Source organism: Demequina sp. B12 (genome assembly GCF_028823635.1).
GTDB lineage: Bacteria > Actinomycetota > Actinomycetes > Actinomycetales > Demequinaceae > Demequina.
Genome location: NZ_JAPEHU010000001.1, coordinates 95,298 through 109,267 on the forward strand (window position 1 = coordinate 95,298; position 13,970 = coordinate 109,267).

At 65.3% G+C, this 13,970-nt stretch carries 15 protein-coding genes and 1 riboswitch; of the genes, 3 read left to right on the forward strand and 12 right to left on the reverse strand.

The features are described from left to right. Window positions 1-207 precede the first annotated feature (207 nt). Window positions 208-1,059: an aldo/keto reductase gene (locus ON058_RS00515; protein WP_274667077.1), complete on the forward strand. Its 852-nt coding sequence runs from the start codon at window positions 208-210 to the stop codon at window positions 1,057-1,059. A gap of 2 nt (window positions 1,060-1,061) precedes the next feature. Here the strand turns inward: ON058_RS00515 and ON058_RS00520 are convergent, their stop codons facing one another. The 6 genes from ON058_RS00520 to ON058_RS00545 form a co-directional block, all read right to left on the reverse strand. Beyond that, on the reverse strand, window positions 1,062-1,784 hold the full coding sequence (locus ON058_RS00520) for a GTP pyrophosphokinase family protein (protein WP_274667820.1): 723 nt from the start codon (window positions 1,782-1,784) through the stop codon (window positions 1,062-1,064). Between the two features lie 143 nt (window positions 1,785-1,927). Further along, on the reverse strand, window positions 1,928-2,707 hold the full coding sequence (locus tag ON058_RS00525; protein WP_274667078.1) for a siderophore-interacting protein: 780 nt from the start codon (window positions 2,705-2,707) through the stop codon (window positions 1,928-1,930). 153 nt (window positions 2,708-2,860) lie between these two features. Beyond that, window positions 2,861-4,399, reverse strand: coding sequence for a bifunctional hydroxymethylpyrimidine kinase/phosphomethylpyrimidine kinase (locus tag ON058_RS00530; protein ID WP_274667079.1), 1,539 nt, complete (start codon window positions 4,397-4,399; stop codon window positions 2,861-2,863). After that, window positions 4,396-5,043, reverse strand: a complete 648-nt coding sequence (gene thiE, locus ON058_RS00535; protein WP_274667080.1) for a thiamine phosphate synthase — start codon at window positions 5,041-5,043, stop codon at window positions 4,396-4,398. Before thiE ends, ON058_RS00530 begins: the two co-directional genes overlap by 4 nt. Next, complete coding sequence (gene thiM, locus ON058_RS00540; RefSeq protein ID WP_274667081.1) at window positions 5,040-5,849, reverse strand: hydroxyethylthiazole kinase; 810 nt, start codon at window positions 5,847-5,849, stop codon at window positions 5,040-5,042. The genes thiE and thiM overlap by 4 nt, the downstream gene beginning before the upstream one ends. Then, window positions 5,841-5,932, reverse strand: a riboswitch (TPP riboswitch). It overlaps the preceding gene by 9 nt. 68 nt (window positions 5,933-6,000) lie before the next feature. Beyond that, window positions 6,001-6,879: a methyltransferase domain-containing protein gene (locus tag ON058_RS00545; protein WP_274667082.1), complete on the reverse strand. Its 879-nt coding sequence runs from the start codon at window positions 6,877-6,879 to the stop codon at window positions 6,001-6,003. A gap of 152 nt (window positions 6,880-7,031) precedes the next feature. Between ON058_RS00545 and ON058_RS00550 the strand changes: the two genes are divergently transcribed. Beyond that, window positions 7,032-8,879 (forward strand): BCCT family transporter, encoded by a 1,848-nt coding sequence (locus ON058_RS00550; RefSeq protein WP_274667821.1) that lies wholly within the window; start codon window positions 7,032-7,034, stop codon window positions 8,877-8,879. A 66-nt stretch (window positions 8,880-8,945) separates the two neighbouring features. Here the strand turns inward: ON058_RS00550 and ON058_RS00555 are convergent, their stop codons facing one another. From ON058_RS00555 to ON058_RS00580, 6 genes are all read right to left on the reverse strand, one after another. After that, window positions 8,946-9,809 (reverse strand): biotin-dependent carboxyltransferase family protein, encoded by an 864-nt coding sequence (locus ON058_RS00555; protein ID WP_274667083.1) that lies wholly within the window; start codon window positions 9,807-9,809, stop codon window positions 8,946-8,948. Next, complete coding sequence (locus ON058_RS00560) at window positions 9,806-10,426, reverse strand: allophanate hydrolase subunit 1 (protein WP_274667084.1); 621 nt, start codon at window positions 10,424-10,426, stop codon at window positions 9,806-9,808. The genes ON058_RS00555 and ON058_RS00560 overlap by 4 nt, the downstream gene beginning before the upstream one ends. Then, window positions 10,423-11,187: a LamB/YcsF family protein gene (locus ON058_RS00565; protein ID WP_274667085.1), complete on the reverse strand. Its 765-nt coding sequence runs from the start codon at window positions 11,185-11,187 to the stop codon at window positions 10,423-10,425. The genes ON058_RS00560 and ON058_RS00565 overlap by 4 nt, the downstream gene beginning before the upstream one ends. 106 nt (window positions 11,188-11,293) lie before the next feature. Beyond that, entirely contained in the window at window positions 11,294-12,013 is a 720-nt protein-coding gene (locus ON058_RS00570) for a flavodoxin family protein (protein ID WP_274667086.1), read from the reverse strand. A 79-nt stretch (window positions 12,014-12,092) separates the two neighbouring features. Beyond that, entirely contained in the window at window positions 12,093-12,344 is a 252-nt protein-coding gene (locus ON058_RS00575) for a DUF1232 domain-containing protein (protein ID WP_274667087.1), read from the reverse strand. Window positions 12,345-12,458: 114 nt separating this feature from the next. Beyond that, window positions 12,459-12,947 carry a carbonic anhydrase gene (locus ON058_RS00580; RefSeq protein WP_274667088.1) on the reverse strand — a complete coding sequence of 163 codons (489 nt, stop codon included), beginning with the start codon at window positions 12,945-12,947 and terminating at the stop codon, window positions 12,459-12,461. Between the two features lie 219 nt (window positions 12,948-13,166). Here ON058_RS00580 and ON058_RS00585 point away from each other — a divergent pair, with 219 nt between their 5' ends. Beyond that, a complete protein-coding gene (locus ON058_RS00585; protein ID WP_274667089.1) occupies window positions 13,167-13,934 on the forward strand; it encodes an SDR family NAD(P)-dependent oxidoreductase in 768 nt (255 codons plus the stop codon). Window positions 13,935-13,970 lie beyond the last annotated feature (36 nt).

Genomic DNA, 13,970 nt, shown 5'->3' on the forward strand with positions numbered 1-13,970 from the left:
CGCACAGTGAACGTTCGTGGGTGGCGTCCTCGCATCCGCCACTCACGCGCCATGTCCTGAACCTGCGTGTGCTGAGGGTTCAGGCCCCGGGGTGGTCCGGCTTCAGATGGCATGAGGCCGGCCCACCTTCCCGCTTCCGCCCGTCGGGAGTTCGTCGCCAGAAACCTTCTTGCACGTGCAGCGGTGTCCGGGCGTAGGTTGGAGGGCATGGCACAGATTCCTTGGCATGAACTGAACGACGGCCATCACATCCCTGGGATTGGCTTTGGCACCTACCCCATGAAGGGGGATGAGTGTGCCTCTGCAGTGAAGCAGGCGCTGGAGGCGGGCTACCGGCTGATTGATTCGGCGGTGAACTACGGCAATGAGGTCGAGGTAGGCCAAGGCATCAGGGAGTATCTGCATCAGACGGGGACCCCGCGGTCGGAGGTCACCGTCCAGACCAAACTTCCGGGCCGCCACCACGACTTTGAAGCCGCGATTGGCTCTGCGCAGGAGTCCTTCGACAAGCTCCAGTTGGGCGCCATCGATGTGCTGCTGATCCACTGGCCCAACCCCCTCACTAACAAGTTCCGGGACGCCTGGCGAGCGCTAGTGGAACTGCGCGAGCGTGGCGTGGTCCGCACGATTGGGGTGTCCAACTTCACGGAAGAGCATCTGCAGATCGTTTCCGATGACACGGGTGTGGTGCCCGCGATCAATCAGGTTGAGCTCCACCCGTACTTCAATCAGGCGGCGTTGCGCACCTTCCATGATGAGGCGGGCATTGTGACGCAGTCGTGGAGCCCGCTGGGGAAGCGTCAGGCACCGTATGGCGAAGAGGCCGTGGTCTCGGCAGCGCAGGCGCACGGGGTGACTCCTGCGCAGGTGATTTTGCGCTGGCAGGTTCAGCTGGGGAACGTGCCGCTGCCCAAGTCCGCCACACCGTCGCGTCAGGCGGAAAACCTCAACATCTTCAACTTTGAGCTCACCGCACCACAAATGGCCGCGATCAACGCCCTGACCAACCCTGATGGACGGTTGTTTGGCGGCGATCCCACCACTCACGAGGAGATGTAGCGCTACTCCTGGACCCCGGCGTTGAGTTGCCGCCACAGTTGCGCGAGCGCCGCGTCGTCGATGGATTCCCGTGGAGAGTCCGCCTCGCGGCCTGGTGCGCCGTGGACCTCGTTGTGGAGTTCTTCCATTTGGATGTCGAGCCGTTCCGCCATCATCGCGGCGTCGGACAGGCTTTCGGCAAGGTGGTCGGGGACTTCGCCGTCGTATTTGTAGAAGATTTTGTGTTCGAGCGAGGCCCAGAAGTCCATGGCAATGGTCCGAATCTGGAGCTCCACGGGCACCTGAACTGCACCGGTGGACAGGAACACCGGGATCTCGATGATGGCGTGGATGGACTTGTAGCCATTGGGCTTGGGGGTCGCGATGTAGTCCTTGACATTGATGACACGGACATCGTCTTGGGAGACCAGCGCCTCGAGCACTTGATAGGTGTCTTGAATGAAACTGCACGTAATACGGACACCGGCAATGTCATGGATGTTTGCGCGGATGGCTTCCGGGTCGGGGGCCACCCGTTTGCGGGCCATCTTCTCCACCAAGGAGGTGGGGCTCTTGACGCGTGACGTGACGTGTTCGATGGGGTTGTAGCAGTGCAGATGCACGAACTCTTCGCGCAGAATCGTCACCTTGGTGAGGACCTCGTCCACCGCGAAGCGGTACTCCATCATGAGCCGCGAGACGTCCCTGCGAAGTTGCCGGGCGCGTTCGAACTCAGGGTGCTCCATGAGGCCGTCGGAGGGGACGTTGATTGTGGTCACGCCTAGGCAACGGACTGCCTCAGACCCCGGTTCCACAGAATGTGGTTATCCACAGTGGGCGCCGCTGGAGTAGCGGTCTCGTAGCGCAGCCGGCCGATGCTCGGGGCGCGTTAGGCGGCGGGGACGCCGTCTTGTTCGGCTTCCATGCGGGCCACGAACTCACGCTTGGAGGACTGCCATCCGTCTTCGTTCATGCCGGTGCGCCAGTAGCCGGAGATGGACACTCGGTCACGGGGCACAGCACGTTCGTTGAACAGGTAGTGGCGCAGCGGCTTAATCATGTCTGCGTTGCCGTGAATGAAGCACTCCACATCCCCGTCGGGGAAGGGCGCGGTCTGGACGGCGTAGGTGAGCGCTTCTCCGTAACCCATGGCGTGCTCGTCGCGGTGAATCCAGTGCACGTTGATGCCGTCGCGGTCAGCAAGCGGCTGGCGTCCGTTGGCATCGGGGACTTCGATGTAGACCTCTGCGCGGGTGGTGGCGGGCAGCGCGTCGAGTGCGGCCGCGATCGCGGGCAATGCGGAATCGTCCCCGACGAGGAGGTGGGTGTCTGCTGTGGAACGCGGAGCCCACGCGCCGCCGGGCCCCATGAAGGTGAGGGTGTCTCCCGGCTGCGCGCGTTGGGCCCAGGGGCCGGCGAGCCCTTCGTCGCCGTGGACGACGAAGTCGAGTGCCATCTCGTGGGTGGTGGGGTCCAACGACCGGATGGTGTAAGTCCGGGTGACGTCACCGAACTTGATCTTGATGTAGTGGTCGGTGAGTTCCAGAGGCGGAAGCGCCGCAAGGTCGGGACCGCCCAGAATGAGCCGCACCATGTGCGCGGACAGTCGTTCGGTACGGAGCACAGTGGCGGTACGGACGGGACGCGGGGGACGATTTTGAGGAGACATCATCCTCATCATACGTAACAAGCCCGTTGCGTAAATACCTGGGGTGGGACTCGGGGTCTGCGGGCCTAGAAGTCAAGGTGCGCCCCGGTAGTGCGCGACGCCAATGTAGTGAGGGGAGAACTGGCATCTCGCGCTACCGGGGCGACTGGGTCACTAGACAGCGAGGATGGCGAACTCGTCTCCCAGCACCATGCGTGCCAGGTCGGATCGCACGAGTGGCGCGGCAAAGAAGTCGCGCTCGTGACGGGTGGACAACTCGAAGGCGCGGGTCGCGGCACGCCGGGTCTCGGCATCGGCACGAGCTGCCGCCGCAGACGCATACCCGATCGCCTCCCGCGTGGCCTCCGCAAACTGTTCGTCCGCGTACGTCTCCAACCACGCGCCGTAGGGGTGTCCGTCATAGTTGCGCGCCGACAGTCGCGTGCCGACGTCGTGGTACACCCAGTAGCACGGCAGCACCGCGGCAGTGAGGACCGCATAGTCGCCGCGCGCCGCGGCCGCCAGCAGATGGTCGGTATACGCGGTGGTGACGGGGCTGGGCTCGGCATCGAACGTGTCGCTGTCGCGCAGATAAGTGCGGTGCAGTGCGATCTCGATCGTGACGCACGTGTGTGCCCCGCGGGCCCAGAAGGCTTGCTCTTGCGCGGTGGGCGCCAAGGATGAGGCGGCGGCCAGCACCCGCGAGTAGTCCCGCAAGTACAGGGCGTCTTGCTTGACGTACCAGAGGAAGTCGTCGTGGTTCAGGTCGCCGTCGCCGAGCTGCTGGACGAACTCCAAGGAGTCAATCTGCCCGCGCACCTCTGCCGTACCGTCCCACCACGCATCGGCGATCGCGCCGGCCTCAGGCGCGGTGCTCAGGCCGGACTGCCACAGGTCAGCAAAGTGGGAGATGGGCCCGTGGCCTTGGCCCACGTGAAGGGCCGATGCCGCCTCCAGCGAGCGGGTGAGCCACTCCTTTGCCTGGGCAACAGCGTTGTCCCACCGGCCCGTGCGAGCGCGCAACGTGGCCACGGCCGACGACAGTGAGCACCCAGTCCCGTGGGTGGAGGTCGTCTCTACGCGGGGGGATTCCAGGATCACTGGAGCCAGCGAGCACGGCGCCACGATCGCGTCACGCACCACGTCACCAGCCAGGTGTCCGCCTTTGGCCAGCACGGTCACGTCGTAGCGCTGCGCCAGGGTTTCGGCTTGGCGCAGCACGGTGGCCCAGTCTTGGGCGACGGGCTGCTCCAGGAGAGCGGCCAGCTCCGGCACATTCGGGGTGACCATGTCTGCCAGGGGCAGCAGGGCGCGCAAGGCTTCCTCAGCATCGGCCGTCAAGAGCCGGTCTCCAGAGGTCGCCACCATCACCGGATCGATCACCACGACGGGCGGTTGGGTGCGTTCAAGCCATCCACGCACCACTGAGATGAGGTCAGAGTCGAACAGCATGCCGATCTTCACGGCATCGATGTCGACGTCGTCGCTCACAGCCTCGAGTTGTGCGGCAAGGAACTGCGCTGGCGGGGCATGGACTCCGCGCACACCTTGAGTGTTTTGCGCCACGAGGGCCGTGACCACGGCCATTCCGTAGCCGCCGTGAGCCGCGATCGCCTTGAGGTCTGCCTGGATGCCTGCACCGCCCGTGGGGTCCGTGCCTGCAATGGACAGCACTCGGGGCGCATCAGGAATGTCGGGAGAAGAGAACGTCATGCTGCCGCCTCCCACACTCGGTTCAGCATGGACGCCGCCGCTTTCGGGTCGGGCGCTGCGCAAATCCATGACACCACTGCAGCTCCAGCGAAGCCGCCGCGACGCAGCCCAGCCATGTCGTCTGCACGGACGCCACCAATCGCCACCGCCGGCACCGATGAGGACCGCGCCAACTCGCAGGCACGCTCGATTCCAAGCGGCGGCGGCGGGTCTTCTTTGGACTGTGTCTCGCGCACCGCACCAATTCCGATGTAATCCGCGCCTTCGGAACAGGCGGCCAGGATCTGCGACTCGGTGGACGTCGACACCCCAATGACAGCCTGCTCACCCAGGAGCCGTCTGGCGATCTCCAACGGCATGTCCTGCTGGCCCAGATGCACACCATCCACCCGGATACCCAAGCGTCGCGCCGCGAGCGCCACATCCACGCGGTCGTTGATGAACAAGGACACATGCTCAGGCAAGGCATCCGCGATGGAACGGGTGAGCCCCAGCAACGCGCGGGTTTCCGCATGCTTACGCCGGATCTGGACTGCCGTCACACCGCCGGCAACGGACTCGCGCACCGTGGTGACGATGTCGCGGCCGCATCCCGCGGACTGCTCCACATCGGTGACGAGGTAGACGGACAGGTCCACGCTCATGCCGCAGTCTCCTGCGCACGCAGCTGCTCAGGAGTGAGGGCGGCGAGTGAGTCCAACAGTCGAGAGCGGAACTCACCGGGGCCGGCCGCCACGTGGGCGGCGCGCTCGGCGGCTTGGCCGTACACATCGCTAGCGGCAGCGGCCGCCTCGAAGGGGTCGGCGTGCACGGCGGCGAAGGCCGCCATGAAGCCGCCCAACGCGCAGCCGCCTCCAGTGATCTTGGTCAACAGCACATGCCCGCCGGAGATCCGTACCGTGCGGTCCTGGTCCACAATCATGTCGACGGGCCCGGACACCGCGACAGCACCACCAGTGCGGCGTGCCAACGACCGTGCTGCGACCTCGGCGTCTTCAACTTCATCGGCCGCGTCCACACCCCGCCCGCCGGCACCCACGCCAGCGAGGGCAAGAATCTCCGAGGCGTTGCCCCGAATGATCGTGGGACAGAACTCCAGCAGTTCCGCCGCCAACGGCGTGCGCACCGGAAGCGACCCCACCGCCACGGGATCCAGCACCCAAGGGGTTGCGGCTTCGCTCGCGGCGCGGGCAGCCTCCAGCATCGCCTGGCGTTGCTCAGCGTGCGGAGTACCAATGTTGATGTGGACCGCGGAGGCGATCGCCGCGAACGGGCCCGCCTCCCCCACGATGTCCACCATGGCGGGAGTGGCCCCGGCAGAGATCAACACATTGGCGACCAGTTCAACGGTCACATGGTTGGTGAGCGACTGCACCAGGGGCGTGTTCTCGTGAACAGCAGCCAGTGCGCTCGAAGACGGAATGGGCAGGTATGCAGGCGTACGCGTCATGCGCGACATCCCTTCGCTAGTACGAACTAGATCAGGTTCGACGGGTCTGTTCTCAGCCCTGGTGGGCACCCCGTGTCACGTGGTTCGAACACCGTAGCGGGTCTGCGCGGTACTTGTGAACCCCCGGTCACTTTTTGTTTCGCAGCGCGGCTCAGGCCTTCCACACGTCGATGCGGACAGCAATGGTGGTGGCGGTCGGCAACGTCGCCGCATCAATGTCCGCCTCCGCATGGTGGTGACCCGTGGGGCCCATCAGCACCACGTCACGAGCGGCCTGAGCACTGAATGTCACGCCCTTCACCACTTCCTCGCTCGCCACCCGCGTCAGCGAAGCAAACTGTTGCGCCAATCGCTCCGGCTTTCCCGGATGAATCGCCACCCCGTCCACCGCCTGCTGAACTTCGGCCAGGTGCCCCGGCATCGGCGTCACCACCGCCAGGACCCCTCCTGGCGCCAGCACTCGTGCAATCTCCTCCGGCACACGCGGGCCGAACACGGAGACCACCGCATCGGCCGTCCCGTCCCCCAACGGCAGGCGCCCCAAAGCATCCCCGCCGACCGCGACGAGCCGCCCATGTGCCCGTGCGGCCCGCTTCAACGCGGGAGTGGAGATATCCAGGCAGATCCCCTCCCACCCAGGAAGAGCATCCAGCACGGCCGCACCGTAGTAGCCGGTGCCCCCAGCAAGATCGACCAGCACACCTTCAGGACGCGCGTGCGCCTTCACAGCCTGCGCGAGCGCAGTCGCGATCGGCTCGTACCAACCCCCAGCCAGCAGCCGTTCCCGTGCCATCACCATCGGTGCCGTGTCAGCGTTCTGGGAGTTCTTGTGGCCGCTACGCAACGTCACATACCCCTGGCGCGCACGATCAAAACGGTGACCCACCCCACACAGCAGGCCCTGTGCCTCATCACCCGAGCCATCGGCCGGCCCCGCGGCTCGCATCACGCCGTGACACACCGGGCACCTCAACGCCGCCCAGGCCGCACCCAGACCCTCACCCCAGCCTGCGGCCGTCGTCTCACTCACAGCGACGACCCTACGCGCATCTCCCGCGCCAACCGTGTGAAGTCGACTAGCGTTGCTCCCTAGAGGAGGCAGCCGCCCGGCAGAAACCCCCGGGCGCGCACGTCATGACTGAACACAATGCCGCGGCGGTGACGCACACACCCCGCGAGCCCATGTCTAAGTCCACCCTGGCAAAGTGGGTTTTCTGGCCCTCGGCCATCCTGATCCTTGGCTTCGTTGCTTTCGCGATCGTGGCCCCCGGAGCCGCAGAAAGCCTGTTCGACGCCGTCCAAGCCGACATCATCAACGCGTTCGGCTGGTACTACGTCCTGATCGCTGCGTGCTTCGTGGCGTTCGCACTCGTCATGGGCTTCAGCCGCTTCGGCAACATCGTCCTAGGCAAAGACTCCGACAAGCCCCAGTTCTCCATGTTCTCCTGGTTCGCGCTGCTGTTCGCAGCCGGCATGGGCATCGGCCTGGTGTTCTACGGCGTCTCCGAACCGCTCGCCCACTTCTCGAGCCCCCGCCCTGGCGTTGCCGGAACCCCCGAACAGCTCGCGCAGCAAGCCATGTCCCAAACGTTCCTTCACTGGGGCATCCACGCCTGGGCCATCTACATCGTGGTGGGCCTGGGAATCGCGTATGCGGTTCACCGTCGTGGCCGCCCCGTGTCGATCCGGTACGCGCTCGAACCGCTCTTGGGCAAGCGCATCAAGGGTGGCTGGGGAAACGCGATCGACGTGACCGCCGTGGTGGGCACACTGTTCGGTGTCGCCACCTCGCTGGGCTTGGGCGTCATGCAAATCTCATCCGGCCTTGAAGCGGTCGACATCGCTGAACCGTCCACCACCACCCAGATCTGGCTGATCGTCGGCATCACCATCGTCACGATCTTCTCGCTGGTGACCGGACTGCAACGCGGCATGAAGTGGCTGTCCAACATCAACCTGGCGCTCGCGCTGTTCCTGCTCCTGTTTGTCCTGTTCGCGGGCCCCACCGAGTTCCTCATGCGTGAATGGGTGCAGTCGATGGGCGCCTACATTCAGAACTTCATTGGCCTGAGCTTCAACGTGTCCGCCTTCCAAGGTGCCGCCGGTGAAGATTGGCAGGCATCCTGGACCACGTTCTACTGGGGCTGGTGGATCTCCTGGGCACCGTTCGTCGGTGTCTTCATTGCGCGCGTGTCCAAGGGCCGCACCGTCCGTGAGTTCGTGTGGGGCGTCCTGCTGGTTCCCTCCGTCATCACGTTCCTGTGGTTCGCCGTGATGGGCGGCACCGCCCTGTACGAAGAGCTCTACCTGGGCGGCGGCATCGTGGGCCCCAACGGAGAAGTCGACTACAACGGGTCGCTCTTCCAAGTCCTCGAAACGCTACCCGGCGGTGCAGTCCTCACGTTGGGCGCGATCATCCTGATCGCCGTGTTCTTCGTCACCAGTTCCGACTCCGGGTCGTTGGTCCTGTCGATGATCACCACCGGTGGCGACGAAAGCCCCAAGCGCTGGATCCGTGTGTTTTGGGCCTGCACCACCGCGCTCGTGGCCATCGCGCTGCTGCTGTCCGGCGGTCTCAACGCCCTCCAGACAGCCGCCATCATCACGGCGCTGCCGTTCTCCATCGTGATGATCGGCATCTGTATGTCTACGGTCAAGGCATTCCGGCGTGAACATCGCCTCTACCTGGCCGCCAACCGCGCCGACTTCATGGACCACATCCGGGACACCATTTCCGGCGAGTACGGCCTGGAGCCCACCGATGCGGACGTCGACATCGAAGGTTCACGCACACGCTGGCCTTCCTGGGCACGTACCGGGATCAAGCACAGGTACACCGATGCTCCGGCCAAGCCACCGCGCCGCTATCGCGACGTGGTCTCGGAGGCAGAACCTGGCACGCGCGCGATTCCTGTGGTCACGGAGGCGGGAGCCGATGCGCCCACCGACACGGTCGACGAAACCCCAGCATTCGAAGATCACCACACGGACGAGATCATCCAGCCGGATGACAAAGGCCGGGATATCTAGCGCCTCGGGTGTGGTGCCGGGCAACGTCCCGGCACCACACCCGAGGCCCACGCGCGAGCGTGTCCACTAGCGAGCCATGCGCAGGCGCACTCGCTGGCCGGGTCTGCACTGTGTCGCGAGCGCCAGCGACACCTCATCGAGGACTCCCACCACTGGATAGCCACCGGTGGTGGGGTGATCGGCCAGGAACACTACGGGTTGGCCGGACGGTGGCACTTGAATCGCTCCGGCGACGATCCCTTCGCTGGGGAGTTCACCCGTCCGGGACCAGGCGAGTTCCCCTCCGCTGAGCCGTAGGCCGATGCGGTTGGAGTCCGTGGTGGCGTGAAAGACGTGTTCGGCAAGAGCGCCTACACCACTGATCCAGTCGGCACGTGGACCGGGCCACACCTCCAGTTCCACGACCTCGTCGAGCCCTGGAATCGTGGGGGCAGCGCCGTGAGTCGCGGCGAAGAGTTCTTGTCCAGGCGCCGATGCCGTGCCCACGGTGATCCGGTCCCCCACCTTCAGCGGTGCCGGACCTAGGCCGGACAGGGTGTCGGTGGCTCGGCTTCCCAGGGTCAATGGCCCCTCGACGCCGCCACGCACCGCAAGGTACGTACGCAAGCCAGCATCGGCGTGTCCGATCTCCAGCGTTTGGCCGGCGCCTAGCCGGATGGGCCGGTCCATCGGTGCAGGGACGTCTCCCACGAACACCGGGGCGGGCGCTCCGGACACGGCCACCACCACGGACTCACGGGTCGCGAGCACGGCCCCCGTCAGGGTTGCTTCCAGGACTGCAGCCGTGGACGCATTGCCGACGAGCGCGTTTGCCCGCCGTGCCGCAGGAGCGTCTGCCGCACCCGAACGTGGCACCCCTAGGTGTGCCATCCCGCGCCGTCCCGCATCCTGCACGGTCAGCAGCAGGCCCGGATCCACTACCTCGATCATGCGGTGAACCTCACGCGCACGCCGGGCGCCAACAATGCAGGCTCACGCCGGGACGCATCCCACAACGTCACCTCACGGACGGTGCCCACCAGTTGCCATCCGCCCGGAGACTGACGCGGATACACGCCCGCGAACTCTCCTGCCAACCCCACCGAGCCGGCCGGAACCTGAGGGCGTGGGTCGCGCCGGCGCGGCACCGCTCGCTGCGCACCCAAGCCGGACAGGTACGCAAAGCCGGGCGCAAACCCACAGAACGCGACCGCGAACGGCGTGGCGAGCATCGTCTCCACCACATCGTCCCTGCCGGTGTTCCACAGGTCTGCAACTTGATCCAGGTCCGGGCCATCAAAGGTGACGGGCACCTCGACCAGCGCCCCGGCATCGTGCGCAGCTTCCGTGAGGGTCCAGGTACGTGCCAGGGCCGCCACCTGCGCCGCGTCCACAGGGCCGATGCCGTCGATCAGCACCGTACGCGCCGCCGGAACAATGTCCGTCGCAGCAAACTCGCCTTCGTCTCGGGCAGCGATGACACGCTCGTAAAGGTCGGCGACCTGCCCCGTCGAAGCGGCCTCCAACACGATGGCAGTGCGCCCCATCGGCCGCACGTCGACACTCACGGCACACACCGCCGCACGTCGACTTCTGCAGCCGCGAGCGCCGCACGCACCTGACGTGCATGCTCCACGGCACCCGGAGTATCACCGTGTACGCACACCGAGCGGGCCTGCACGGTCAACGCGTTGCCGTCGATGTCCGTGATCGCTTCACCCGTGGCGAGCCGCACCGCCTGCGCCACCACGGCATCGGCCTCCACCAGCACTGCCCCGTCACGCGAACGCGGCGCCAGCGACCCGTCCCCCAGGTAGGCGCGGTCCGCGAAAGCCTCCGTTACCGGCGCACAACCCTGGGCCTCAGCTTGTTGCAGCAACGCGGAACCCGGCAGACCCAACACGGGACGTGCCCCGGCAAGCAGCACACCCTCGATGATTGCCGCAGCCTGGTCGTGATCCCACACCGCGCGGTTGTACAACGCACCATGAGGCTTCACATACGAGACCTCAGTGCCGGCAGCACGCGCAAAGACTTCCAGAGCACCAATCTGATACGCGACCTCCGCGGCGAGTTCCTGTGGCGGCACTGCCATCTCGCGGCGGCCAAAACCAGCCAAGTCCCGGTACGCGACATGCGCTCCAATCGCGACACCGCGCTCGGCCGCCATGTCACACACGCGGCGCATCGTGGGTGCATCCCCCGCATGGAAACCACAGGCGACGTTCGCGCTGGTCACCACATCCAAGAGCGCAGCATCGTCCGTCATCACCCAACGTCCCAAGCCTTCGCCCAGGTCCGCGTTCAGATCAATGACGTGTGCGCTCATAGACCCAACTTAGTGCGGACTCCATGCGTCCTGGCAGCCGTTGACAGTCACCTATCGACCACAAGTGACACCAGATGACTGCCAGCGTACCGGCACGCACCGGCATCTACGGATTCGGATGCCCAAACCGCTCGCCGTCATCCCACGCGGCCCGCGAGTTGCCGCCCTCAGGGAAGCCCCCACCACGCTTCAGAAGCGCCGCCATATGCATCAGATTCCACGCCATAAACGTGGTGTTCCGGCGCGTGAAGTCGCTCTCCGGCCCACCTGAGCCCTCATCCAAGTACGACGGGCCCGGACCAATCTCTCCCAACCATGCGGCATCGGCCTGCGGCGGAATCGTGTACCCCACATGCTGCAACGCATACAGCGTGTTCATCGCCACATGTTTGGCGCCATCCTCATTGCCGGTGCTGATCACGCCGGCCGCCTTGCCGTAGTAGACATACTGGCCGCGGTCATTGGTCTGACCGCTCAAGCCATACAGACGCTCCACCACCCGCGACGCCACCGACGAACGCTCCCCTAGCCAGATCGGGGTGCCCAGCACCAGCACGTCCGCCGCGAGAATCCGTTCCGCGAGGGCTGGCCACTCGTCAGTGCTGCGGTTGCCTCCTGGCACGTCTTCCGTCATGTCGGGATACACGCCCGGCGCAATGTCAAAGTCCACCGCACGAACCACGTCCACCTGGACGCCCTGGGACTCCATCACCGCAATCGCGTTATCCATCAGCCCTTGAGTATGGCTGAGTTCCGGGGACGGTTTGAGGGTGCAGTTCACGAACACGGCCGTCAGGTCAGCAAACGGTGCATCAGTAGTGGTCATCAGTGACACCTCCTGCCAAGGACAGCGTTTCACCGGACCTGGCTATTCCGCACGGCGGGGGCCGCGCAGGTGGGGCGGTCTACACGTCAACCACGTGCGCCTGCGCGGTGAGGCGTTCCTCCCACAAGGACTTCTCGCGGTTCAACAGCATGAGCGTCACGCCCCACAGCCCTAGGTCGTCAACGAAGCCGAGCGGGCCCAGCAGGAGTTCGGGCAAGAGATCCACGGGCGACAGCGTGTACAGCACCGCCACAAGGCCGGTGAACCAGGTAGTGCCAGCAACCTTGTGGTCGCCACGGCGGACGGCATTGAAGAACTTCCACCACGACATGTGTACCTCCCCTGCACCCGGAGTGTTGCCGGCGATGCCCGGCGGGCGCGTATACACGTAACGCTCGCATCGGCCTTGGATGTTCCCAGGCCGATGCGAGCGTCAGTGTGCGTGCTAGACGACCTCGCGCAAGCGACCCGTGTGGACGTCGAACACGAAACCGCGCACCTGCGTGGAGTCCACGAGGAATGGGTTGCGGCGCAAACGCTCCATGGACTGGCGCAGGTCCGCGTCGAGGTCCTTGAAGGACTCTGGGCTCCACGTGGGCTTCAAGCCGGTCTCGTCGAGGAGCTGGTTGCGCAGTTCGTCATCGGTGAAGGTCAGGGCGCCGCAGTCGGTGTGGTGAATCAGGATGATTTCGCGGGTGCCGAGCTTGCGCTGCGAGATCACCAGCGAGCGGATCATGTCATCCGTGATGACGCCGCCAGCGTTACGCATGATGTGCGCGTCACCAACCTCAAGACCAAGCATCGCGAAGGTGTCCAAACGCGAGTCCATGCACGCCACCACGGCAAGTTTGCGGCGCGGCGGGAGCGGCCGGTCAGGGGCGTACGACTCCGCATAGCGGAGATTGTTCTCAACAAGTTCGTCAGCGATTCCCATGTTTCCTCCGAATCGTTTCGTTTTTTGGGTCGGAAGACCTGGCCACCATCGTAGGAGGAAGGTAACGTTCTCATAACCGAGGCCGTACAGCTCCGGGCGTTGTGTGCCGTTCCGGTGCTGTGCGGCTTTGGCCTGATGTGAACTGTGGAAGGCCCTTCTCCCTTTCAGGTGGAAGTGCTTTTGCATGCCCGCGTCAGGTTCACACCAGCAAGGAGGGGCATGGCCCGGATATTCGTTACCGGTTCTACGCAGGGCATCGGCGCGGAGATTGCACGGCAACTCATCGCCGCAGGACAACACGTGGTGCTTCACGCTCGCAATCAGGACCGTGCGTTCGCGGCTCGGCGTGCCAACCCCAAAGCTGCCGCCATCCTGGTGGGCGACCTTGCACACCGGCGCCAAACAGCCGCACTTGCCGCCACGGCATCGGCTCACGGCCCCTTCGACGTCATCATTCACAACGCCGGCATCGGCGCGAGCGATACACGCCAGGCAGCATCGTCCGGGATGGAAATGGTGTTCGCCGTCAACGTGGCCGCCCCCTACCTCCTGACCGCCATGATGCCCGTGGCGCCCCGCATGATCTACCTCAGCAGCGGCCTGCAATCCCAAGGCGTGTGGCGTCCCGATGACCTGCAATGGGAGGCCCGTCCCTGGGACGGCCACCAGGCATACGCCGACTCCAAACTTCACGACCTCATGCTCGCCACCGAGGTTGCCGCCCTGCACCCCGAGTCCGTGGTGACCGCGGTAGACCCCGGCTGGGTACGCACCCAAATGGGTGGACCACACGCAGAAGAACCCGTGGAACGCGGCGCCGAAACCCCCGTCTGGCTCGCCACATCCGACGAGCCCGAGGCACTGCGCACCGGGCGCTTCCTCAAACATCGCGAAGACGTCAAAATGCATCCCCGAGTGGCCGATGCCAGCGCCAGGGCCGCGCTCATCGCGCACCTAGGACAACGCACCGGCATTGCGCTGTCCTAGCCAGCCGTCGTCCACCCAGGCGCTGTCATCACACCC